At 71.7% G+C, this 22,315-nt stretch carries 21 protein-coding genes; 12 read left to right on the top strand and 9 right to left on the bottom strand.

Annotated elements, in window-relative coordinates; translation table 11 throughout:
* Window positions 1-55 precede the first annotated feature (55 nt).
* Genes JEK78_RS14775 through JEK78_RS14790 form a run of 4 tightly spaced genes read left to right on the top strand, consistent with a single transcriptional unit; the run spans window position 56 to window position 2,135 of the window.
* Window positions 56-253 carry a hypothetical protein gene (locus tag JEK78_RS14775; protein WP_200264180.1) on the top strand — a complete coding sequence of 66 codons (198 nt, stop codon included), beginning with the start codon at window positions 56-58 and terminating at the stop codon, window positions 251-253.
* Between the two features lie 56 nt (window positions 254-309).
* Complete coding sequence (locus JEK78_RS14780) at window positions 310-867, top strand: hypothetical protein (RefSeq protein WP_242483082.1); 558 nt, start codon at window positions 310-312, stop codon at window positions 865-867.
* A gap of 16 nt (window positions 868-883) precedes the next feature.
* A complete protein-coding gene (locus JEK78_RS14785; RefSeq protein ID WP_200259276.1) occupies window positions 884-1,474 on the top strand; it encodes a hypothetical protein in 591 nt (196 codons plus the stop codon).
* Window positions 1,475-1,481: 7 nt separating this feature from the next.
* Complete coding sequence (locus tag JEK78_RS14790; protein ID WP_200259278.1) at window positions 1,482-2,135, top strand: OmpA family protein; 654 nt, start codon at window positions 1,482-1,484, stop codon at window positions 2,133-2,135.
* A 66-nt stretch (window positions 2,136-2,201) separates the two neighbouring features.
* Here JEK78_RS14790 and JEK78_RS14795 read toward each other — a convergent pair whose 3' ends face one another.
* Window positions 2,202-2,612 (bottom strand): DUF192 domain-containing protein, encoded by a 411-nt coding sequence (locus JEK78_RS14795; RefSeq protein ID WP_200259280.1) that lies wholly within the window; start codon window positions 2,610-2,612, stop codon window positions 2,202-2,204.
* 845 nt (window positions 2,613-3,457) lie between these two features.
* Here JEK78_RS14795 and JEK78_RS14800 point away from each other — a divergent pair.
* The 3 genes from JEK78_RS14800 to JEK78_RS14810 all read left to right on the top strand — a co-directional run bounded on the left by JEK78_RS14800 (window position 3,458) and on the right by JEK78_RS14810 (window position 7,517).
* Window positions 3,458-4,783: a PhoH family protein gene (locus JEK78_RS14800; RefSeq protein WP_200259282.1), complete on the top strand. Its 1,326-nt coding sequence runs from the start codon at window positions 3,458-3,460 to the stop codon at window positions 4,781-4,783.
* A 474-nt stretch (window positions 4,784-5,257) separates the two neighbouring features.
* Complete coding sequence (locus JEK78_RS14805) at window positions 5,258-6,004, top strand: transglycosylase SLT domain-containing protein (protein ID WP_200259285.1); 747 nt, start codon at window positions 5,258-5,260, stop codon at window positions 6,002-6,004.
* Window positions 6,005-6,161: 157 nt separating this feature from the next.
* On the top strand, window positions 6,162-7,517 hold the full coding sequence (locus tag JEK78_RS14810; RefSeq protein WP_200259288.1) for an AI-2E family transporter: 1,356 nt from the start codon (window positions 6,162-6,164) through the stop codon (window positions 7,515-7,517).
* 194 nt (window positions 7,518-7,711) lie between these two features.
* Here the strand turns inward: JEK78_RS14810 and JEK78_RS14815 are convergent, their stop codons facing one another.
* Together JEK78_RS14815 and JEK78_RS14820 are read right to left on the bottom strand one after the other, a co-directional pair.
* Window positions 7,712-8,245: an alkyl hydroperoxide reductase gene (locus JEK78_RS14815; protein ID WP_200259291.1), complete on the bottom strand. Its 534-nt coding sequence runs from the start codon at window positions 8,243-8,245 to the stop codon at window positions 7,712-7,714.
* Window positions 8,246-8,249: 4 nt separating this feature from the next.
* Window positions 8,250-8,804, bottom strand: coding sequence for a peroxiredoxin (locus JEK78_RS14820; protein WP_200259293.1), 555 nt, complete (start codon window positions 8,802-8,804; stop codon window positions 8,250-8,252).
* 129 nt (window positions 8,805-8,933) lie between these two features.
* On the opposite strand from JEK78_RS14820, the gene JEK78_RS14825 reads away from it, so the two are divergent.
* Together JEK78_RS14825 and JEK78_RS14830 are read left to right on the top strand one after the other, a co-directional pair.
* Window positions 8,934-9,896 carry a hydrogen peroxide-inducible genes activator gene (locus JEK78_RS14825; RefSeq protein ID WP_200264182.1) on the top strand — a complete coding sequence of 321 codons (963 nt, stop codon included), beginning with the start codon at window positions 8,934-8,936 and terminating at the stop codon, window positions 9,894-9,896.
* A gap of 247 nt (window positions 9,897-10,143) precedes the next feature.
* Window positions 10,144-12,408, top strand: a complete 2,265-nt coding sequence (locus tag JEK78_RS14830) for a transglycosylase domain-containing protein (protein WP_200259296.1) — start codon at window positions 10,144-10,146, stop codon at window positions 12,406-12,408.
* Window positions 12,409-12,560: 152 nt separating this feature from the next.
* Here JEK78_RS14830 and JEK78_RS14835 read toward each other — a convergent pair whose 3' ends face one another.
* From JEK78_RS14835 to JEK78_RS14850, 4 genes are all read right to left on the bottom strand, one after another.
* Window positions 12,561-14,588 (bottom strand): ATP-binding SpoIIE family protein phosphatase, encoded by a 2,028-nt coding sequence (locus tag JEK78_RS14835; RefSeq protein WP_200259298.1) that lies wholly within the window; start codon window positions 14,586-14,588, stop codon window positions 12,561-12,563.
* Window positions 14,589-14,892: 304 nt separating this feature from the next.
* On the bottom strand, window positions 14,893-15,627 hold the full coding sequence (locus JEK78_RS14840) for a DUF402 domain-containing protein (protein ID WP_200259300.1): 735 nt from the start codon (window positions 15,625-15,627) through the stop codon (window positions 14,893-14,895).
* Between the two features lie 163 nt (window positions 15,628-15,790).
* Window positions 15,791-17,176: a class II fumarate hydratase gene (locus JEK78_RS14845; RefSeq protein ID WP_200259302.1), complete on the bottom strand. Its 1,386-nt coding sequence runs from the start codon at window positions 17,174-17,176 to the stop codon at window positions 15,791-15,793.
* Window positions 17,177-17,282: 106 nt separating this feature from the next.
* On the bottom strand, window positions 17,283-18,947 hold the full coding sequence (locus JEK78_RS14850; RefSeq protein WP_200259304.1) for a fumarate hydratase: 1,665 nt from the start codon (window positions 18,945-18,947) through the stop codon (window positions 17,283-17,285).
* A gap of 394 nt (window positions 18,948-19,341) precedes the next feature.
* Here JEK78_RS14850 and JEK78_RS14855 point away from each other — a divergent pair, with 394 nt between their 5' ends.
* On the top strand, window positions 19,342-19,716 hold the full coding sequence (locus JEK78_RS14855) for a WhiB family transcriptional regulator (RefSeq protein WP_200259306.1): 375 nt from the start codon (window positions 19,342-19,344) through the stop codon (window positions 19,714-19,716).
* Between the two features lie 124 nt (window positions 19,717-19,840).
* Here the strand turns inward: JEK78_RS14855 and glpX are convergent, their stop codons facing one another.
* Complete coding sequence (glpX, locus tag JEK78_RS14860; RefSeq protein ID WP_200259308.1) at window positions 19,841-20,875, bottom strand: class II fructose-bisphosphatase; 1,035 nt, start codon at window positions 20,873-20,875, stop codon at window positions 19,841-19,843.
* A gap of 149 nt (window positions 20,876-21,024) precedes the next feature.
* Between glpX and JEK78_RS14865 the strand changes: the two genes are divergently transcribed.
* Both JEK78_RS14865 and JEK78_RS14870 read left to right on the top strand, forming a co-directional pair.
* Window positions 21,025-21,558 carry a DUF4245 domain-containing protein gene (locus JEK78_RS14865; protein WP_200259309.1) on the top strand — a complete coding sequence of 178 codons (534 nt, stop codon included), beginning with the start codon at window positions 21,025-21,027 and terminating at the stop codon, window positions 21,556-21,558.
* Between the two features lie 271 nt (window positions 21,559-21,829).
* Complete coding sequence (locus JEK78_RS14870) at window positions 21,830-22,036, top strand: DUF4287 domain-containing protein (RefSeq protein ID WP_200259310.1); 207 nt, start codon at window positions 21,830-21,832, stop codon at window positions 22,034-22,036.
* An 11-nt stretch (window positions 22,037-22,047) separates the two neighbouring features.
* On the opposite strand, the gene JEK78_RS14875 is transcribed toward JEK78_RS14870, so the two are convergent.
* Window positions 22,048-22,314, bottom strand: coding sequence for an exodeoxyribonuclease VII small subunit (locus JEK78_RS14875; RefSeq protein ID WP_200259312.1), 267 nt, complete (start codon window positions 22,312-22,314; stop codon window positions 22,048-22,050).
* Between the last annotated feature and the right edge of the window lies 1 nt (window position 22,315).

A 22,315-nucleotide genomic window follows, 5' to 3' on the forward strand; every position in this document is an offset into this window, starting at 1 on the left:
GGGCCCTACCCTCCAGCCGACGACCGCGCGAGCGCCCGACCAGGAGGACCCCGCCATGCAGCACCGGCCGACCACCACCAACGCCACCCGGCCCCTCCGCTCCCCGCGCGACGACAGGGGGCAGACGGCTGTGGAGTACCTGGGGATCATCGCGGTGGTGGTCGCGATCGTCTTGGCCATCACGGGCACGGAGATCGGGCAGACGATCTTCAATGCCATCGCCGACCAGATCACTCAAGTGACCGGCGGCTGAAGTGTTCGGCAAGACCGGTTGACGCAGGGCAAGTCTTCCCCGTTTACATCGCCGTGGTGGGGGGTCTTCTTCTCCTTGCCTTGGTGTACCTCGCTGTCGGGCAGGCAGCCGCCAACAGAGGCGGGGCGCTGACGGCGGCTGATGCTGCCGCGCTCGCCGTGGCGCAGGACAGGCGTGACGAACTCGCGGACCTGTGGGCGGAGAACGTCTTGGACCCCGTGATGTGGAGCCGGATATTCGCGGGTGATGCCGGGGTTGGGGTGGCCTCTTGTGCACGTGCCGAGCAGCTCGCGGCACTGAACGACGCGGACGTGCTGCGTTGTACGCAGAGCGGCCTGCTGGCGTTCACGGTAGAGGTCCAAGCGAGGAGTTCTGTGGGGGAGTCGATTGTGCCCGGAACGGAAGACGTGACCTCTCGTGCTGTGGCCACGGCGGTCATTGAACCTCGCTGCGCCTTCGCGCCGCTCCCGACCGAGCAGGAGGAGAACGAGCTTCCGCCTCTCGACTGTCGAGGACTGGAGTGGGATATCGAACCCGAAAGTCCCGGCGACTGGCCCACAGCACGCGACCTGTTCGATGTCCACCTGTCGGACCAGTTCGTGGTCGGCGAATAGGAAGGGAAGCGATTCCATGAGCATGTGGGGCGCGAGGGCGCGCAGCGGAGCGGTGGTGGCCACGGCCCTGATGGTCGCTCCGTTGGGGCTGGTCGGTTGCGCCGGCGGTGAAGGAAATAACGGGGGGAGCGCCGAGCAGACGCCTCGCGTCGCCTCACCGACCTCACCCGGAGACGACGCCGATGCGCGCCCTCAGGAGCATTCCGAGACCTGGCTGGCGGAGATGAAGGGTCCTGCCGGCCTGCTGCTCCTGATCAAGCAGGTTCGGCGTGACGATGGTGGTTTCCTGACTGTGGATGGTGAGTTGAAGAACGATGGGGGGGAGACGACCAATGTTCCTGCGCAGTTGAGTGGCACCGAGACCGAGATCACGCGAAACGGCAGGTCGCTGGGAGGGGCTACGATGGTGGACCCGGTGGGGAAGAAGCGCTACTACGTTCTGCGTGATACCGATGGCCGGCCCCTGACAACGGTCAATTTCCCTCCGCTGAAGGCCGGAGAGTCGCTACCCGTGTTCATGCAGTTTCCCGCGCCCCCCTCCGAGAACGCGGAGTTGACACTCCACTTGCCGATGTTCTCCAGTGCCGGCATCACGATCCCCGGCTGAGGCTGTGATGGTCGCCTCCCCGCGATGGACCGCGTCCGTCACCGCTGGTGCCGTCCTGCTGGCCTTCCAGGTGGTGGTCGCCTCGTCGGCGCGTGCCGAGGAGAACCCCTCGCCCCCTCCCGCAACCGAGGTGGTGGCCGCCGCGCCCGTCGAAGTCGACTCCAGTGATCCGGACTTGAAGCTTCCGGAGGGCGCCGCCCTCGCCGCCCCCAAGGTCCTGGACATCAAGTCCGTGGTGGAGGACGAGAGCGGCGACGAACGTCGGGAGGACACCAACACCGAGGTGACGTTCGCCCTTCAGGCCGAGGTGCTCTTCGGCAAGGACAGCGCCAGGCTGGGTGACGAGACCAAGTCCCGCATCGCGGGGATCGCCGACGAGATCCGGGCGCAGGGCGCGTCGCGGGTGCGGATCTTCGGCTTCACGGACAACCTCGGTTCCTCCGCCCACGGCGACCTGTTGTCCAAGCGGCGAGCCGACGCCGTGCAGCAGGTACTTGCGGCGGAGTTGGACGACTCGGACATCACCTACGAGGTCCGTGGCTACGGCGAGCAGTATCCGATCGCCGACAACTCCACCGAGACCGGGCGCAAGAAGAACCGGAGGGTCGAGGTGTCGTTCCCTCGGACGGAGAACCCACAGGAGAGCCGCTCGGAGGGCTGACGGGGCATGCCGCAGGGCGGGGTGAGGGGGCCGCTCGTGGCCGGTGTCCGAGGGTGTGGGAGGTCGTCAGCGCGGGAGTCGTCGTCTCGGGCGTGGTGTCCGGCGTGCCGCCGCGACCTCCACCCGCGTTCCCGGAAGCACCCCCCACCGGGCCATGGCGCCCGCCTCCGCCTCGAGGACGTGTCGGGCGCGGGGCCGGGGCAGCCCCCAGCGCCCCGGGCGCATGGTGCGGACCGCGATCACCGACATCCCGCCGTCGAGATAGGCGACGTCGATGGGCATCCGCATGCGGAAGGTGTGCACTCCCGAGGCCGGAGTCAGCAGCATCGCCCGTCCGGGGAAGGACAGACGCCCCAGCAGCCCCCTGCTTCGGGCCCGGAAGGACGTGGCCACCTCGACGGGGATCCGCGCGGGTTCCCGCCCGTCCGTCGGGCGCACGATCAGCGTTCCCGGCCCGTCGAGCCATCCACCGCCCACAGATCCCCCCTGCCGTTCCGTCGTGCAGCAGACGGTATCGCCGCCCCGAGTGGGACGTCAGGCGTTTCGGGAGGCCGCGAGGCGTCGAGGCCGGCCCCTCGACGGAGGGGCGTGAGCGGCCTATACCAGGCCGGGTGGGTTCCCGCATCGTTATCGCGAGTGGCTCGCGCCCGTCGGAGTGATCGCGTAAGTTCTGAGCCGATCGATTCGCGTGAGCAAAGTGGCGCGAAGTGGTGCCGCGCGGTGGAGGGGGCCGCGCGGCGCCGGTCCGGCGGCCCGAGGGGGCCCGCTCGGTGTTCGGCCGGGGTGGATCGCCCGCGCGGCGGGTTCGGGCGTGGCGCGAACGAGCCCGCGCGGATCGGTCATCGGTCGCCGGATGGCTACGAAGAGTAGTTTTTTGGTGTCCGTGTACCGGATTTCCCTCACGAAGGGTTATGGTGGAAGCCCCCCCTCGGGCCGGTCCGTATCCCCCCCCACGGACCGGCCCGTTTTTTCGTGCTCCGGCATCCTCCTCGGCCGTCCCTCACGGCCTCGTGGCCCCTCCCGGCGTGTAGGCGACACGGGGAGTCCGCCCGGGCGCCGTCCTCGTGCCCGGGCATGGCGAGGTGCGTTCGAGGGCATAACCCCAGCAGGTCGACGCCCGAATCACGGGCGTCGGATCTCAGCGGGCGGCACGGGGTCGTCCGCCCGGGAGGCCCTTTGCACCAGCCCGACCGTGCGGTCACGGCACGGAAGAAGCGGCGGAGGGCCGGTCGTCGGCCCGTGCCGGGCGTGCACGGGGGCCGTCGACCGGCCCGGCTCCGCCTCGTCGCTCCCCGACCTCTAACGAGGGGGTACGTCCTTCCGTGGTGACCAGCGCACAGCGTCGCAAGCCCAACCGGCGCACCTACGTCCTCGACACCAGCGTCCTGCTGGCCGATCCCAACGCCCTGAGCCGCTTCGACGAGCACGAGGTCGTGTTGCCGATCGTCGTGGTGACGGAGTTGGAGGCCAAGCGCCACCATCCCGAGCTCGGCTACTTCGCCCGTCAGGCCCTTCGGCTGCTGGACGACTGCCGGGTCAGGCACGGCCGTCTGGACGCCCCCGTGCCGATCGGGGGACTCGGCGGCACCCTGCGGGTCGAGCTCAACCACTCCGATCCCAGTGTTCTGCCCACCGGCTACCGACTGGGCGACAACGACTCCCGCATCCTCGCGGTCGCGCGCAACCTCCAGGCGGAGGGGTGTGACGTCACCGTCGTCTCCAAGGACCTTCCCCTGCGGATCAAGGCGTCCTCGGTCGGTCTGATCGCCGAGGAGTACCGCGCCGAGCTGGCCGTCACCGGGGCCTCCGGGTGGACGGGGATGTCCGAACTGACCCTCCCCGGCGAGCAGGTGGACATCCTGTTCGAGGAGGGCCGGGTCGACGTTCCGGAGGCGGCGGATCTGCCCGTGCACACGGGGCTGACCATCCAGTCGGAACGGGGCTACGCCCTGGGGAGGGTCACGGCCGACGGCGGTGTCCGCCTCGTGCGCGGCGACCGGGAGGCGTTCGGCGTCAAGGGCCGCAGCGCCGAACAGCGGATCGCCCTCGACCTCCTCCTCGATCCGGACATCGGGATCGTCTCGATGGGTGGCCGGGCCGGCACCGGCAAGTCGGCCCTGGCGCTGTGCGCGGGGCTGGAGGCGGTCCTGGAGCGACGCCAGCACCGGAAGGTGATGGTGTTCCGGCCGCTGTACGCGGTGGGCGGCCAGGAGCTGGGCTATCTGCCGGGCACCGAGGCGGAGAAGATGAGCCCCTGGGCGCAGGCCGTCTTCGACACGCTGTCATCGGTCACCAGCCGGGACGTGATCGAGGAGGTCACCGCCCGGGGCATGCTGGAGGTCCTGCCGCTCACGCACATCCGCGGTCGGTCCCTGCACGACGCCTTCGTGATCGTCGACGAGGCGCAGTCGCTGGAGCGGAACGTCCTGCTGACGGTGCTCTCCCGGATCGGTGCCGACTCCCGGGTCGTGCTCACCCACGACGTCGCGCAGCGGGACAATCTCCGCGTCGGCCGGTACGACGGTGTCGTGGCCGTGGTGGAGAAGCTGAAGGGGCATCCGCTCTTCGCCCACGTCACGTTGACGCGATCCGAGCGGTCTCGGATCGCGGCCCTGGTGACCGAGATGTTGGAGGACGGCCCTCTCTGAGAGGTCGGCCGGGCCCCGCCACCCGTGCGGGGTCCGGTCCGGCCGGGGTGCCGGGCGGCCGGGGCGCCGGCCGAGAATCGCGCAGCCTAGTGGGGAGTGAGCCTCGCGCGCGTCGGTTTCCGGGAACGCCCTGGGCCAAACGGGATGTGAGCTTTCCCACGCGACGCGGAATTGCCTCACCGCGCCGTGGTACGGCAGAGTCTCGTTCCTGTCAGGCCCCGCATACGACACGGCCGTGCCCCCCCGGGGGGCACCTCTCCCGTCGCCCAGGCGAGGGGAGGCAAGGCGCCACAGCGTTATCAGAGTCAACTTCATAGCGGCGTCGTATGCCGCCCGAGCGTCACGCGACTCCCCGTGCCGGGGAGTTGCCACCGGGTCAGCACCTCCCGTGACCCCGTAGTGGGGGAGGTCAGTGCCAGGGGCACGTCGCGTCCGCGAGGGTCACCGAAGCGGGCGATGCCGGAAGGAAACCGTGTGAGCCGGATCTCGGTCCGGGGATTCGCAGTGGCGTCTGCCACGGCGGTCACCGCTGTCGGAAGCGTCGTCGGAGTTGCCTCGGGCAGCACCACACCGAACACCAACGACGCCGAGGCAATGGCCGGTGGCACGACGCTCCTCGCGGAGATCCCCGTCGGGCAACACGCGCCGGTGCAGACGGCCTCGCTGGCGCAACAGGCCGACGCGCAGGCCATCGCGGCCGACGCGGGGGCCAAGAAGGAAAGCGAGGAGGCCGCCCGCAAGGCCGCCGCCGAGTCCGCCGTGGCGAAGAAGAAGGCCGCCGAGGAGAAGGCCGCGGCCGAGGCCAAGGCGGCAGAGGAGGCCAAGGCCGCCGAGGAGGCGCAGAAGGCCAAGGAACGCGAGGAGGCCGAGCAGGCCGCGGACCGCAGCGCCGCGCGCGACGCCTCGGACTTCGCCGTGCAGAGCTCGTACACGATCGCGGAGATCCAGTCGATGGCGCGGTCGATGGTCCCCAGCGGCCAGTGGCAGTGCTTCAGCAACATCGTGGACCACGAGTCCAGCTGGAACTACCAGGCGGTCAACCCGTCCTCCGGAGCCTACGGGCTGTTCCAGGCACTGCCGGCCGGCAAGTACGTCTCGGCGGGCGCCGACTGGCGCACCAACCCCGCCACCCAGATCAAATGGGGTCTGAACTACATGAACGAGCGCTACGGCAGCCCGTGCGACGCCTGGTCCTTCTGGCAGGCCAACCACTGGTACTGAGTCGCCCGTCGGCCAGTTCCGACATCGGGCGGCGTCCCGCGCCGTCCACCTCGCGCAGCCCCTCACCGTGCTTCGGTGAGGGGCTTTCGCCCTGTACGGTCGGACCCGACGACTCCGGAAAGGAGTGGCGGGGAAAGACGGGGGAAGAGGACCGATCATGTCGCGAGTCCCAAGGTGGCTCGGCCACGTCGGAGCCGGACTGACCCAGGTCAGCAGGAGGCTGGAGCAACGCCGGGCGGAAGTGGAGCGGGTACACGACCACCCCGACGGCGAGCCCCCGTCCTCCCCCGTCGAGTACGTACCCGCGCCGCCGGAGCACCCGCCCGCCGTCCCGGCCCGCCCCGAACCCGCCGAGGCGGTGCCCTGGGGGATGCGTGTGGCGGCCGAGGCGGGGTGGCGACTGCTGGTCCTGGCCGGGACGGTGTGGGTGCTGATGCGGGTCATCAGCACCGTCCGACTCGTCGCGTTGGCGTTCGTCGCCGCGCTACTGATCACGGCACTGTTGCAGCCGACCGTGGCCCGGCTGCGACGGACCGGGGTACCCCGGGGCCTGGCCACCGCCATGACCGCGATCCTGGGGTTCGTGGTGATGGGGCTGATCGGCTGGTTCGTGACCTGGCAGGTCGTGGAGAACGTCGACAGCCTCTCCGACCAGGTCCAGGACGGTATCGACGAGTTGCGCGGATGGCTGCTGAACAGCCCCTTCCACGTGACCGACCGGCAGATCAACGAGATCGCCCAGAACCTGCGCGACGCGGTCGGCGCCAACACCGACCAGATCACCTCGGCCGGTCTGGAGGGCGTCACCGTGGTGGTGGAGGCGCTGACCGGGATCCTGCTCGCCGCTTTCGCGACGCTGTTCCTCCTCTACGACGGTCCCCGGATCTGGCAGTGGGCGTTGCGGCTCGTCCCGGCTGCCGCGCGCCCCGGAGTCGCCGGAGCCGGCCCGCGCGCATGGGGGACCCTCACCGCCTATGTGCGGGGAACGGTCGTGGTGGCGCTGATCGACGCGGTCTTCATCGGGATCGGCATCTGGTTCCTGAACGTGCCGATGGCGGTCCCGCTGGCCGTGTTCATCTTCCTCTTCGCGTTCATCCCCCTGGTCGGCGCCGTGATGTCGGGCGCGCTGGCGGTCGTCGTGGCGTTGGTCACCCAGGGCGTGTTCACCGCCGTCATGACCCTCGTCGTGGTGCTGGCGGTGCAGCAGATCGAGGGCCACATCCTCCAGCCGTTCATCCTCGGGCGCGCCGTGCGGGTGCACCCGCTCGCCGTCGTGCTCGCGGTGTCGTGCGGGGGATTGGTGGCCGGCATCGGCGGCGCGGTCGTAGCTGTGCCGTTGGTCGCGGTCGCCAACACCGTCGTCGGCTATCTGCGGGCGTACTCCACGGAGGCCGCGCTGCGCCACGCTCCCGGGCCACGTGGTGCGCCGGCGTCTGACGCGGTGTCCGGGGCCGATCCCGAGCCGCCGTCCGCTCCGCACGCGTCGGAGGAGCCCGACCCGGCGCCGGCGTGACTCGGCGCGCCCCGCGCCGACACCGACCTTCGCCACTCTCGACCCCCGCTCGGGCCTCGCCACCGCCCCGGTCACCTCGCCCTCCCCGCGACCTCCTCGCCCGGTCTCGGCCCGGGGCGTGGGGGCGCACGGCGAAGGGCCCCGCCCACCGTGAGGGTGGACGGGGCCCTTCGACCGCGGTCGCCGGTCGGCGACTACTCGGCGAGGACCGCCTCGGCGTCCAGCGTGGCGCCGACGGCCTGCACGACCGCGGCGATCTTGAACGCCTCCTGGATGGTGTCCCGGTCGAGACCGGCCTTGCGGAGCACCTGCTCATGCGAGTCCAGGCACATCCCGCAACCGTTGATCGCGGAGACCGCGAAGGACCACAGCTCGAAGTCGACCTTGTCGACGCCTGGGTTGCCGATGACGTTCATCCGCAGGCCGGCGCGGAGGGTGCCGTACTCGTGGTCCGACAGAAGGTGCCGGGTGCGGTAGAACACGTTGTTCATCGCCATGACCGCGGCGGCGGCCTTGGCCGCCGTGTACGCCTCGGGCGCGAGGTTGGCCTTGGCTTCGGGCTCCAGCTCGCGCAGCACCCTGGGGGAGCGGGAGGCGATGGCGGTGGCCAGCACCGTGCCCCACAGCTGCTGGGCCGGAAGCTCCGAATTGCCGATGACCGAACCCAGGTTGAGCTTCAGGTCCTTGGCGTAGTCCGGTATGGCGGACTTCAGGGAGTCGAGCGACATCCGGTCACTCACCCGCCAGCAGGGCCACCGGGTCCAGCGTCTCGTCGCCCTTGCTCCAGTTGCACGGGCACAGCTCGTCCGTCTGGAGCGCGTCCAGCACCCGGAGGACCTCCTTGGGGTTACGACCCACCGAGCCGGCGGTCACCATGGAGAACTGGATCTCGTTGTTCTGGTCGACGATGAAGACCGCGCGCTTGGCGAAGCCGTCCTCGCCCTCGATGCCGAGGGCGCGCATCAGCTCGTGCTTGGAGTCGGCCATCATCGGGAAGGGGAGGTCGCGCAGGTCGTCGTGGTCCTTGCGCCAGGCGTGGTGCACGAACTCGGAGTCGCCGGAGAAGCCCAGGACCTGCGCGTCGCGGTCGGCGAACTCGTCGTTCAGCTTGCCGAAGGCGGCGATCTCGGTCGGGCACACGAAGGTGAAGTCCTTGGGCCAGGCGAAGACGACCTTCCACTTGCCCTCGTAGGTCTTGTGGTCGATCGTCTCGAACTCCGCGCCCTTCTCCAGCGAGACGCAGGCGGTCAGTTCGAACTCGGGGAACTTGTCACCGACAGTGAGCACGCGCTCTCCTTGCAGCGAGGAAGCGCCCGGCTCACGAGCGCTTCCCATGGGTTGGACGTCGCCGATGGTGGCACAGGCGGCATTGATTGCGGAAATAGCTACACTCGGTCGGATCGATCGGAGGTCGCTATCAATCGTCACGGCAAACACGGACAGCCCACCCTCGCCCAACTCCGCGCGTTCGCCGCGGTCGCCGAACACCTGCACTTCCGCGACGCCGCCGCGGCGATCGGGACCAGCCAGCCCGCCCTCTCCGGGGCGGTGTCCGCGCTGGAAGAGACGCTCGGCCTGACGCTCCTGGAGCGTACGACGCGCAAGGTGCTGCTCTCCCCCGAGGGGGAGCGCCTGGCGCCCCGGGCCAAGGCGGTACTGGCGGAGGTCGGGGCGCTGATGGAGGAGGCGGAGGCCGCGCGGGCGCCCTTCACCGGGGCCCTCCGGCTCGGCGTCATCCCGACGGTGGCCCCCTACGTACTGCCCACCGTCCTGCGTCTGGTGCACCGACGGTATCCCGAACTGGATCTCCAGGTGCACGAGGAGCAGACCGCCCGCCTGCTGGACGGCCTCCTCGCGGGCCGTCTGGACCTGCTGCTGCTCGCCGTCCCGTTGGGGGCGCCCGGTGTCGTGGAGCTTCCGCTCTTCGACGAGGACTTCGTCCTGGTGACCCCCGCCGACCACTGGCTCGGGGGACGGGAGGGGGTGCCGCGTGCCGCGATGCGCTCACTCGACCTGCTGCTGCTGGACGAAGGGCACTGCCTGCGGGACCAGGCTCTCGACATCTGCCGGGAGGCCGGCCGGTCGGGCGTGCCGGCCACGACCACCGCGGCCGGTCTCTCCACCCTGGTGCAACTGGTCGCCGGGGGGCTCGGCGTCACCCTGCTGCCCCGCACGGCGGTGCGGGTGGAGACCTCGCACGCGTCGGGACTTCTGACCGCGTCGTTCGCCGAGCCCGTGCCCACCCGTCGGATCGCCCTGGCGGTACGCGCGGGCACCGCCAGGTTCGGGGAGTACGAGGCGTTGGCGGCGGCGCTTCGGGAGGCGGTGCGCGTCCTGCCCGTCCGGACCGTGCGCGGCGGTGACGAAGACGCCGGTTGACTCCGCGCCGGCCGCCCGGCGCGGCGCCGAGGGGCGGGGGGGCCGGACCGGCCCGTCCGGGCGGCAACCGCCGGCGCCCCCGCGTGCGTCGGTTCCACCGGGGACAGGTGCTGATTCTCACGTCCCGAAAGGTCGGATCGGCGGACCTTTGTCACATCTGGCGGTGTTAGCTTTCTGAGCCGACCCGCCGACGACACTCGTGCGACGGCCGAGCACACACCCGAGCCAACCGGAGCGGATCGCATCCATGGGACGAACCGAAGAGGGAACGCCGCGGCAACGCGCCGGCGGTCGGGGCGGCATACGCCGGCTGTTCACGTGGAAGAAGCTGCTCGGCACCTTCCTCGGCCTCTGCCTGCTCGGCATGGGCGCCTTCGTCGCGCTGTACATGGTGATAGACATCCCGGAGGGGAACGCCGACGCCCAGCGTCAGGGGAACGTCTACCGCTACAGCGACGGCTCTCTCATGACCCGGCACGGCTACCCGCGCGAGATCGTCGACCTGTCGAGGGTGCCGCAGGACGTCCGGCACGCCTTCGTCGCCGCCGAGAACAAGACCTTCTACGACGACGCCGGCATCGACCTCAAGGGCACCGCGCGCGGCGTGTTCAACACGGTCACCGGCAAGGGGGCGCAAGGCGGCTCGACGATCACGCAGCAGTACGTCAAGAACTACTACCTGACCCAGGACCGGACGGTCTCCCGCAAGCTGAAGGAGATCGTCATCTCCCTGAAGCTGGACCGGGAGAAGACCAAGGACGAGATCCTCGCCGGCTACCTCAACACCAGTTTCTACGGCCGCGGCGCCTACGGCATCCAGGCGGCGGCCCAGGCCTACTACCAGGTCGACTCCGACGACCTCACCATCGAGCAGGGCGCCTACCTCGCCGCGCTGCTCCAGGCCCCCAATCAGTACGACTGGGCGGTCGCCGGGGACAACGGCAAGAAGCTCGTCCAGCAGCGCTGGAACTACGTCCTGGACAACATGGTCGAGAAGGAGTGGCTGGACCCCGCCGAACGCGCCGGCATGAACTTCCCCGTCCCGGAGGAACCGACGCCGTCGGCCGGCCTCCAGGGCCAGATCGGCTACCTGGTGGAGGCCGCCGACGAGGCCCTGGAGACCCGGCTGGTCGCGGAGGGCACCGCGGAGGACGCCGACCAGGCCCGCGCGTTGGTCGAGGAGGGCGGCTGGACCCTCACGCTCAACATCGACAAGGACAAGCAGGCGGCGCTGGAGGACGCGGTCGCCTCCCAGCTCACCAGCGCCCTGGACCCGGACCGGGAGGTCGACGCCGACGTCCAGGCCGGCGCCGTCTCGGTCGACCCCGAGACGGGCGCCGTCGTCGCCATGTACGGCGGCGTGGACTACCTGGAGCACTTCGTCAACAACGCGACCCGTGACGACTACCAGCCCGCCTCTACCTTCAAGCCGGTGATCCTCGCCGCCGCGCTGGAGGAGGGCGCGAGCACCCAGAGCGGCGTGCCGATCACCGCGAGCACCCACTACGACGGCACCAGCGAACGACCCGTCGTCGACAACGGTGTACAGGTCGGCTTCGCGCCCGAGAACGAGGACGACGGCAGCTACGGCCAGATCACCGTCCAGGAGGCGATGAATCGGTCGGTCAACTCGGCCTTCGCCCAGATGGGCGTCGACGTCGGCATGTCCAGGGTGCTGGAGACCGCCGGCAAGCTCGGCATGGACATGGACGGTGTGGAGCCCGTACCCGCCCAGACCCTCGGCAGCATGGGGGCGAGCCCTCTGCGGATGGCCGCCGTCTACGCCACCCTGGACAACCACGGCAGGCAGGTCACCCCCGCGATCGTGAAGTCGGCGGAGCACGCCACGCGCGCGGTCTCCTTCCCCGACCCCGTCGGCGCCCAGGTCATCAGCCGGGAGGCCGCCGACACCGTCACGTCCGTCCTCACCGGCGTGGTCGACGACGGCACCGCGCGCAGCTCGGTGCGCGACAACCCGCTCCGCGCCGGTCAGCAGGTCGCGGGCAAGACCGGCACCTCCGACGACAACAAGTCCGCGTGGTTCGCCGGCTACACGCCGGAGCTGGTCACCACGGTCGGCCTGTTCGGCGAGGACGCCGAGACCGGCGGCCAGGTCCCGATGTACGGCGCCGGCGGCGTGGCGCGGGTCGACGGAGGCGGCTTCCCCGCCCGGATCTGGGCCGCGTACATGTTCGGCGTCACGGACAGCGGCATCGAGTTCGACCTGGAGACCACGCGGGGCGCGGCGGCGCCGCCCGTCACCCCGCCCGCCCCGGAGCCGACCCCGACGCCCACCGAGGAACCCGACACCGCGACGCCGTCGGAGGAGGAACCGACCTCCGCCCCGCCGACCTCGGAGGAACCCACCGAGGAGCCCACCGAGGAACCCGCGCCTCTCGAACCGAGCCCGGACCCGCCTGTCGACCCCGAACCGACCGCCGAGGAGTCCCCCGAGGAACCACCGCTGCCGGTCGGCGTCGAGGATCTCGTCCACCCCGGCGAGCACGTCTGACCCGACCGGTCTCCGGCCCCCGCCCGGAAGACCGGTCGGCATCCCGGCGGGAACGGCCCGATGTCCCCGACCCGCTCCTCCCGGCGGTGCGCCGACCGGCTCAGGGGCGACCCACCCCGGAGCGCGCCGGGCTCGCGCCGCCGCCCCGCCGGTCAGCCCCTGCGCAGCTCGAACCACACCACCTTGCCGGTACTCAACCGGGTCGCGCCCCACCGTCGGGCCAGCCGGTTGACCAGGTACAACCCCCGTCCGCCCTCGTCGGTGGCCCGCGCCTGCCGCAGCCGCGGCAACTGCGGCACGTCGTCCCCCACCTCGCACCGGAGCACGTCGGTGCGGAGCAGACGCAGGGTGACCGGCCGGGTCGCGTAGCGCACCGCGTTCGTCACCACCTCGCTGACCAGCAGTTCCACCGCGTCGGTCAGCTCTTCCAGACCCCACCGGTCCAGCGCGCGGCGGGCCAGCCGGCGCGCCTGCCGCGGGGCCGTCTCGTCCGGCTCCAGCGACCAGTACGCCACGTCGCTCGGCGCGATCCCGTCGAACCGCGCCGCCAGCAGTGCGATGTCGTCGTCCCGATCGCCAGGCCCGAGCATGTCCAGCACCTCGTCGCACAGGGCCTCCAACGGGGGCGGATGGTCGGGACCCGTCAGCCGTGCCGTCGCGGCGAGCTTGTCCCGCAGTTGATCGATCCCGGTCCACACGTCCCGCAACCGCGACTCGACCAGCCCGTCCGTGTACAGCAGCAGCGTGCCGCCCGCCGGAGCCTCCAGCTCCACCGCCTCGAAGTCCACCCCGCCCACGCCGATCGGCGCGCCGGCCGGCACCCGCAACACCTCGGCCCGCCCGCCGAGGTGCAACAGCACGGGCGGCGGATGGCCCGCGTTGGCGACCGTGATGCGGTGCGCCACCGGGTCGTAGACCGCGTACAGGCACGTCGCCATGCGGTCGGTGCCCAGACGCTGCGCCTGCTCGTCCAGGTGGTGCAGCACCTCCTGGGGCGGGAGATCGAGGCCGGCGAGGGTCTGCGCCGTCGTCCTGAGCTGCCCCATGATCGCGGCTGAGGTCATGGAGTGGCCCATCACGTCGCCCACGACCAGCGCGACCCGACTGCCTGGCAACGGGATCGCGTCGTACCAGTCGCCCCCCACCCTCGCCGTCTCGGCGGCCGGCAGGTATCGGGACGCCAGCCGCACGCCGGTGCAGCGGGGCAGGTGCTCCGGCAGCATGGTGCGCTGCAACTCGTCCGCGATGTAGGCCTCGCGGCCGTACAGCACGGCCTTGTCCACCCCCAGCGCGCTGTGCGTGGCGAGCTGTGCCGCCACCAGCAGGTCGTCCGGTTCGAACGCGACCCGCTCCCGACGGCGCAGGAACAACGCGGCGCCGATCACCCGCCGGCGACCGCGCAGCGGCGCCAGGATCGCGCGACGCCCGTCGGGAACGGCCGACTCGCGTCCCTCGCCCAGCAGTTCGGGTAGGGCGGCGCGGGTGGCCGGGGCGTCCGTGAAGACCGGTCGAACCCCGCGAAGCACCTCGGCCAGCGCGCTGCCCTGCCGGACCTCGCACCACTCGGCGCCGAAGGAGTCGAGCTCGGAGGGCTCGGGGCGGTCGGCGATCAGGAAGCCGCTCTCCGCGTCCCGGCCCGCCGGAATCCGATCCGTCCGGCGCAGCCGCAGCACCAACGGGCCCACCGGGCGCTCGTCGCCCACCGGGAGCGGCTCGCGCAGGTACACCAGGATCGCGTCGGCGAACGTGGGCACGGTCGCCCGGCACAGCCCCATGACGATCTCGTCGAGATCCATGCCCCGGGCGATCCGCCGGGTCGCCGCCCCCACGAACCGCAGCCGGTCGCCGTCCCGGCGCATCGGCGTGGGGCGGCCCGGCGAGGGCTGTCCGGTGCGGCGGTCGGTGCCCCCGGGAGGAAGGCCGCCCGGCCCGCCACCGGCCCGGGCGGGCACGTCGTCGGGGGCGGGTCGCGGGCGCGGCGTCCCCGGCTCGGGGCCGGACCCTGTCGTGTGGGGCCCGTGCCCGGAGCGGGGACTCCTCGCCGAGGAGGCGTCGTCCGCCTGGTCGCCCGTGTGGTCCCGGGGCGAGTCGGCCGCTCCGGCCGCCGGTGGCGACGCCTCGTGAGTGTCCGTCAGGTCGTCCCGCCCGGGGCGTTCGAAGGAGATCGGGTGCTCCGTCACGCGTGTCGAATCCGTCCGTCTGCGACTGCGCGCCGCGCGCGCAATGCGTCCCGCGGAGCTTCCGATACCCCGAACCCGACCCCGGGGAACGCGGTTCCCGCGCGCTCGGCGATCCGGTCGGGGCTTCCGCCGCCGCGGCGCGCCGGCGAGTGTCCGCCCGTGCCGGTGGTGTCGTCGTCCCTCTGGCTCACGTCCTGCCGCCCCTCGCTGACGATCGATCAAGCCCGCCGTATTCGCGGGCGCTTGTCGCCGGGTCTGCCTGCGGACGATCCTACGATTCTCGCCGGGGGGCCGGACAAGGGTCTCATGCGGACCCTCCCCCGGGTGTGCGGTCCCAGCCCTCCGGCAGCCGCGGCACCGGCCAGGTCGGGTCGGGGCGCCAGTCCTCCCAGCCGTCCGGGAACGGCGGCCCCCAGGCGCTGATCACGCGCAGCGCCTCCCGTCCGGCCCGGCGCACCCGGTCCGCCTGGGCGGCGCTCATCAGTCCGTCCCGCTGGGCCTGGGCGAACTCGTCCTCGTCCAACCACCGCCACGTGCGGTCGGGGCGGACGGAGATGTCCAGGAAGTGGTCCTCCGACTCGACCCCGTCGGGGCGGCGGGTGAGCGGCTCCTCCAGATTCACGTACCACTGTCGGAACCTCCAACCCGGCTCCCAGAACAGCCACACCGACCACGGTTGGCCCGGTCGGGCCAGCTTCAGCACGCCGGTGCCGGACCACCGGTGCCGGGCCACCCCTCGCGGGCGGGTGTAGCGCGTCGCCAGCGGCTCCCGATGGACGGGCCTACCGTCGTCGAGCACGGGCTTCACGCACTCGGTCTCGGGAGCCAGCCAGACCGCGAGCACGTCGGCGTCGTCGCGGACGACGGTGACGGGCCGGACGATGTGGGGGCGGGCGCCGCCGTTCTCCCGGTAGCGCCACAGGATCCTGCTCCCCGGCGCCCAGAAACGCGGTGGCGCCGACGCCGCCCGGGGCGCGGCCACGCCGGGCGGCTCGGCCCGCTCGTCGGTCGCGGAACGCAGTGTCTCGCCGTCTTCCATGGCCAGATGGTAGGACGGTCGGGCCCGCCGCACCGCCTCGGTCCGGCGCGCTCCGCCCGGATCGGGGGACCCGCGTTCCGAGGCCGCGCTCGGTTCGGCCCGTGCTCCCGGCGATAGGCGTCCCCCGGGCGTCGGGAGCGAGGGCCGGGTGCGGGCGCGCGTGTCAGGGCCGGGTCATCCGCAGGACGTCCAAGGCCTCGTCCACCTGTTCCATGGTCAGCTCCCCGCGCTCCACGTACCCGCTGTCCAGGACGACCTCCCTGATGGTCCGTCGTTCCTCCAACGCCCGCTTGGCGACTCTGGCCGCCTCCTCGTAGCCGATGTAGCGGTTGAGAGGGGTGACGACGGACGGCGAGGACTCCGCGTACTCGCGGGCCCGCTCGCGGTCGGCCGTCACGCCCGCGACGGTCCTGTCGGCGAGCAACCGGGAGGCGTTGGCCAGCAGGCGGATCGACTCGAGCACGTTCTTGGCGATGACCGGGAGCATCACGTTCAGTTCGAAGTTGCCGGAGGCGCCGGCCGCGGCGATCGTCGCGTCGTTCCCGGTGACCTGGGCGGCCACCATCAGCACCGCCTCCGGCACGACGGGGTTGACCTTCCCCGGCATGATCGACGAACCGGGCTGAAGGTCGGGAAGGCGGATCTCGGCGAGGCCGGTGCGCGGACCCGACGCCATCCAGCGCAGGTCGTTGGCGATCTTCGTCAGACCGACGGCGACGGTCCGCAGCTGTCCGCTGGTCTCGACCACGCCGTCCCGGGCGCCCTGTGCCTCGAAGTGGTCGCGGGCCTCGGTGAGCGGCAGTCCGGTGCGCAGCGCCACCTCCTCGACCACGGAGGCGGCGAACCCCGGCGGGGTGTTGACTCCGGTGCCGACGGCGGTCCCGCCCAGGGGCAGCTCGGCGAGCCGGGGGAGGGAGGCGCGCAGGCGCTCGACGCCGTAGCGGGCCTGGGCCGCGTAGCCGCCGAACTCCTGCCCCAGGGTGACCGGTGTGGCGTCCATCAGGTGGGTCCGGCCCGACTTGACCACGTCGGCGAACTCCTCGGCCTTGCGTTCCAGCGTCGCGGCGAGGTGCTCCAGTGCCGGGATCAGGTCGCGGCTCACGGCGGCGGTGGCGGCGATGTGGAGGGAGGAGGGGAAGACGTCGTTGGACGACTGGGACGCGTTGACGTGGTCGTTGGGGTGGACCGGTCGGCCCAGCCGTTCTGCGGCGAGTGCCGCGAGGACCTCGTTGGCGTTCATGTTGGACGAGGTGCCGGACCCGGTCTGGAAGACGTCGACGGGGAAGTGCTCGTCCCAACGGCCGGCGGCCACTTCCTCCGCCGCGCTCTCGATCGCCTCGGCCATTTCCTGGTCGAGGACGCCGAGGCGGGCGTTGATCTTCGCCGCGGCGCCCTTGATCCGTGCCAGCGCCTCGATGTGGGCCCGTTCCAGGCGCTGCCCGGAGATCGGGAAGTTCTCCACCGCGCGCTGCGTCTGCGCCCCCCACTTGGCGTGGGCGGGGACCCGGACCGCTCCCAGGGAGTCGTGCTCGATGCGGTATTCGCTCATGCCTCCTACAGCGCGAGGCGGCGGGTGGATGTTCCGGGGCACCGCCGTGCCGGAGCGGGACCTGGTCGCGAGGGCCCCGGCGGTCGGAGCCGGGCCGCTCGCGGCGTCACGGCGTCCCCGGCGCCCGGACCGGGATGGCGGTGAAGGTCGGTGCCGGTGCCGGGTCCTGGAAGAAGTCGTTGCCCTTGTCGTCGACCACGACGAACGCCGGGAAGTCCTCGACCTCGATCTTCCAGACGGCCTCCATGCCCAGCTCCTCGTACTCCAGGACCTCGACCTTCTTGATGCAGTCCTGGGCGAGCCGCGCCGCCGGCCCGCCGATGGACCCCAGGTAGAAGCCGCCGTACGTGTCGCACGCCTCGGTCACCTGGCGGCTCCGGTTGCCCTTCGCCAACATCACCAGGGAACCCCCCGCGGCCTGGAACCGCTCCACGTACGAGTCCATGCGGCCGGCCGTGGTCGGGCCGAAGGACCCGGACGCGTAGCCCTCCGGGGTCTTGGCGGGCCCCGCGTAGTACACCGGGTGGTCCTTGAGATAGCGCGGCATCTCCTCGCCGGCGTCGAGGCGCTCCTTGATCTTCGCGTGGGCGATGTCCCGGGCCACCACCAGCGGTCCGGTCAGCGACAATCGGGTCTTGACGGGGTACTTGGTGAGTTCGGCGCGGATCTCGTCCATCGGCCGGTTGAGGTCGATCTCGACGACCGAGCCCTCGTCCAGGTGCCGGTCCGTCGTCTCGGGCAAGAAGCGCGCGGGGTCGGTCTCCAGCCGTTCCAGGAAGACGCCCTCGGCGGTGATCTTGGCGACCGCCTGTCGGTCGGCCGAGCACGACACGGCGATCGCGACCGGGCAGGAGGCCCCGTGCCGGGGCAGGCGCACCACGCGCACATCGTGGCAGAAGTACTTGCCGCCGAACTGCGCGCCGATCCCGATCCGCTGCGTCAGCTCGAAGACCTTCTCCTCCAGCTCCCGGTCCCGGAAGCCGTGCCCGAGCGGGGAGCCCTCCGAGGGGATCTCGTCGAGGTAGTGCGCGGAGGCGTACTTGGCGGTCTTCAGCGCGTACTCGGCGGACGTCCCGCCGACCACGATGGCCAGGTGGTAAGGAGGGCAGGCCGCCGTGCCCAGAGACCGGATCTTCTCCTCCAGGAACCGCATCATGGAGGACTCGTTCAAAACGGCCTTCGTCTCCTGGTAGAGGAAGGACTTGTTGGCGCTGCCGCCTCCCTTCGCCATGAACAGGAACTTGTAGGCGTCGCCGTCGCTCGCGTACAGCTCGATCTGGGCCGGAAGGTTGGTGCCGGTGTTCCGCTCCTCCCACATGGTGAGCGGCGCCATCTGCGAGTACCGCAGGTTCAGCTTCCGGTAGGCGTCGTGGATGCCCCGGGACAGGGCCCGCGGGTCGTCTCCCTCGGTCAGGACGTTCTGTCCGCGCTTGCCCATCACGATCGCCGTGCCGGTGTCCTGGCACATGGGCAGCACCCCGGCCGCCGCGATGTTCGCGTTCTTCAGCAGGTCGAGGGCGACGAACTTGTCGTTGCCGGACGCCTCGGGGTCGTCCACGATCCGGCGCAGCTGCGCCAGGTGGGCGGGGCGCAGATAGTGCTGGATGTCGTGGATCGCCTCCTCGGCCAGCTTGCGCAGCGCCTCGGGTTCCACCTTGAGGAACGTCCGACCGCCGGCCTCGAAGGTGGAGACCCCCTCGGAGGTCACCAGCCGGTACGGGGTCGTGTCCTCCCCCAGGGGGAGCAGATCGGTGTACGCGAACTCCGACATCTCGCCAATTCCTCACTCACGGCAGACAGCGGCTGGCCTCCATGGGCAGCGTCCACCAGCGTAGGACGTACCCGCGAGCGGTATCCGGTGAGGTAAGGCTCAGTCGGTGTGAGGTCGGGCTCGGTCGGCCCGGCGTGGACCGCGCGGCGGCCGATCGAGGCCCCCGGCCCGGCGGGGAATCGCCGGTCGAACGGCCTGGTCGGCGCCCCGAGGGGTGCCCCGGTCGGCGGGGGCCCTGCCGTCACCGCACGGGCGTCGGTGCGTCGGCGCGGCGGCCGGTGCGCGGGGACGGGAGCGGGTCTCGTGGTTCGGAACGCAGTGCATAGGCCCGCCTACAGCGGGTAGGCCTTGACGCATCGTCTCTCGCTCGCGAAGCCGTCGTCAGGAGTAGACCGTGCCGCAACCGCCGCATTCGTCCCTGAAGTTAGCCGCCGTCCCGGCCCAGCGGGTACCGACGCGCGACAGGGACCACGACGCCCCCTGGCATACCGAGGCGGTCTGCCGGCGCGACGAGGCCGGCCTCTTCTTCGCGCCGTCCAAGGAGCCGACCGCCGCCCGGCTCTCCCGGGAGGACGCGGCCAAGCGGGTCTGTGGGCGCTGTCCCGTCATGATCCAGTGCCGGGAGCACGCCCTGCTCCAGCCCGAGCCCTACGGCGTCTGGGGTGGCCTCACGGCGGCCGAGCGCCGGATCGTCCTGGCCCGCCGGCGACGCCGGGATCTGGAGCTCAAGAAGTCCGCCCGAGCCGCCCGCGTGGCCGCCGCGGGCTGAGGGGCCGCCGACGGTGCCCGCGAGGGGGTGCGCCCCACCCCCTCGCTTCGGCCCGGGGCGACCACCGCGCCCGCTCGGGACACCCCGCCAGGGCGGTCGGGCCCGCGCTGGTGCGGGCTTCAGGTCACTTGGCCCGCTCGAAGTCGATCGTGCTGTAGGCCCGCAGCTTGCTGAGCCGGTGCTCGGAATCGACCCGCCGAACCGTGCCCGACCGCGACCGCATGACGATCGAGGACGTGCTGGCGGTCTCCGCGCGATACCGCACCCCTCGGAGCAGCTCGCCGTCGGTGATCCCGGTCGCGGTGAAGAAGACGTTGTCCCCGGAGACCAGGTCGTCCGTGGTCAGCACCCTGTCCAGGTCGTGTCCGGCGTCGAGGGCCCGCTCGCGCTCCTCGTCGTCCTTCGGCCACAGCTTGCCCTGGATGGTGCCGCCCAGGCACTTGACCGCGCACGCCGAGATGATGCCCTCGGGGGTGCCGCCGACGCCGAGCAGCAGGTCGATGCCGGTCCCCTCGCGCAGTGCCAGGATCGACCCGGCGACATCCCCGTCGGAGATCAACTTGATGCGGGCGCCGGTCTCCCGGACCTCGTCGATCAGGCCCTCGTGCCGCGGCCGGTCCAGGATGACGACGGTGACGTCCTCGGGGGTGGAGCGCTTGGCCTTGGCCACCCGGCGGATGTTGACGGCCACCGGGGCGTCGATGTCCACGAAGTCGGCCGCTTCCGGGCCCGTGACCAGCTTGTCCATGTAGAAGACGGCCGAGGGATCGAACATCGTGCCGCGCTCGGCGGCGGCCAGTACCGCGATGGCGTTGGTCATGCCCTTGGCGGTCAGCGTGGTGCCGTCGATGGGGTCCACGGCGATGTCGCACTCGGGACCGGTGCCGTCACCGATCCGCTCGCCGTTGTAGAGCATCGGCGCCTCGTCCTTCTCGCCCTCGCCGATGACGACCACGCCGTTCATCGAGACCGTCTGGACCAGCGTCCGCATGGCGCGGACCGCGGCTCCGTCCGCGCCGTTCTTGTCGCCGCGCCCCACCCAGCGGCCGGCGGCCATCGCCGCGGCCTCGGTGACGCGGACCAGTTCCATCGCCAGGTTGCGGTCGGGCGCCTCGGACGGGACGTCCAGCTCGGAGGGCAGGTGGTGATGCTCGGTCATCGGAGCGCACCTTTCTGATACGACGACGGCCGGATGGGGGGTGCCGATCCCGACTCTATCGTTAGGCAGACGAAATGAGCAGGGGGAGTCCCACGCATGAGCGGGGGACCCTGCGGATGAGCGCGAGAGCGACCTGCGACGATGGTGCCGTGGCAGGTACCAAAGGCAAGCAGCGGACAGCCCGGGACATGGTGCTCTCGATGGGAGTGGTCCTTCTCGCGGGGCTGGTGATCTGGCTCTTCCTCCCGCACGACGACAGTGCCCCCGACCTCCCCAGGGTCGACTACCGCGTAGAGCTGCTCACCGCGCGGCGTGCCGCGCCCTACCCGGTGGCGGCCCCCGAGGGCCTGGCGGAGGAGTGGAAGGCCACGTCCGTCCGCTACCGCGGTGCCGAGTCCGACACCTGGCACCTGGGCCTGCACGGCCCCGAAGGCACCTACGCCCAGGTCCGGCAGTCCACCGGGAAGCCCGCCGAGGTCGTCGACGACGCGACCCAGGGCGCCGTCGCCACCGACCGGACCGAGGAGATCGACGGTCGCGCCTGGACCCGGTACGAGGGCGGCCGGTACGACGCCCTCGTCCTGGAGGACACCGGGGGTGTCGAGGGGGCCACGACCGTCGTCGCCGGCACCGGGTCCTTCGACCGACTCACCGAGGTGGCCGCGGCCCTGCGGATGGGCTGACCTCGCGAACGCGCGCGCCCACCCGCCGTTGCCGACGCGCGCCACCGGCCCGCGAGGCGCACGGGTCGAGGCGGACCCGCCCGGGCGGGCCGCGCGACGCCCGATCCCGTGCCCCGGCCGGCCGGGTATGTGACGCGGATCACGCGGGATGGGCGACGAGTACTTCCCGCCCCGCCGGTCCACCCTCCGTACGCCCATCAGGCCGGGAACCTCCCCGGCCCGGCCGCGCCGCCACACCGGACGGCGCCCACCGACGGCGAGGAGCGAACGCATGACCACGAAGGGCCCGGCCTCGTACTTTCCGGCGATCGAGAGGAAGTACGGTCGCTCGATCGCCGAGTGGAGACGACTGATCGACGCCGCTGCACCGACCACGCACATGGAACTCGTGGCCTGGCTCAAGGCCGAGCACGGCATGGGCCACGGACACGCCAACGCCTTGGTCAAGTACGCCCTCGACGAGGCCGCCGGGCGATAGAGGGGGCCGCCTCAGCCCCCGCCGCCCCCGCCTCCCGCCTGCGCGGCCCGGGCACCGCCCTCCTCGGCGACGGCGGCGTCCAGCCGGGCGCGGGCGCCCTCCAGCCGCCGCCGGCACACCCGGGCCAACTCCTCGCCGCGCTCCCACAGGACCAGGGACTCCTCCAACGACGCGCCGCCCGCCTCCAGCCGGCGCACCACCTCGATCAGCTCGTCCCGGGCCTGCTCGTAGCCGAGGGCCGCGTCACGAGCCGTCGTCTGCTCCACCTCGTCCGTCATC

Source organism: Streptomyces sp. HSG2 (assembly GCF_016598575.1).
Classification (GTDB): Bacteria; Actinomycetota; Actinomycetes; order Streptomycetales; family Streptomycetaceae; genus Streptomyces.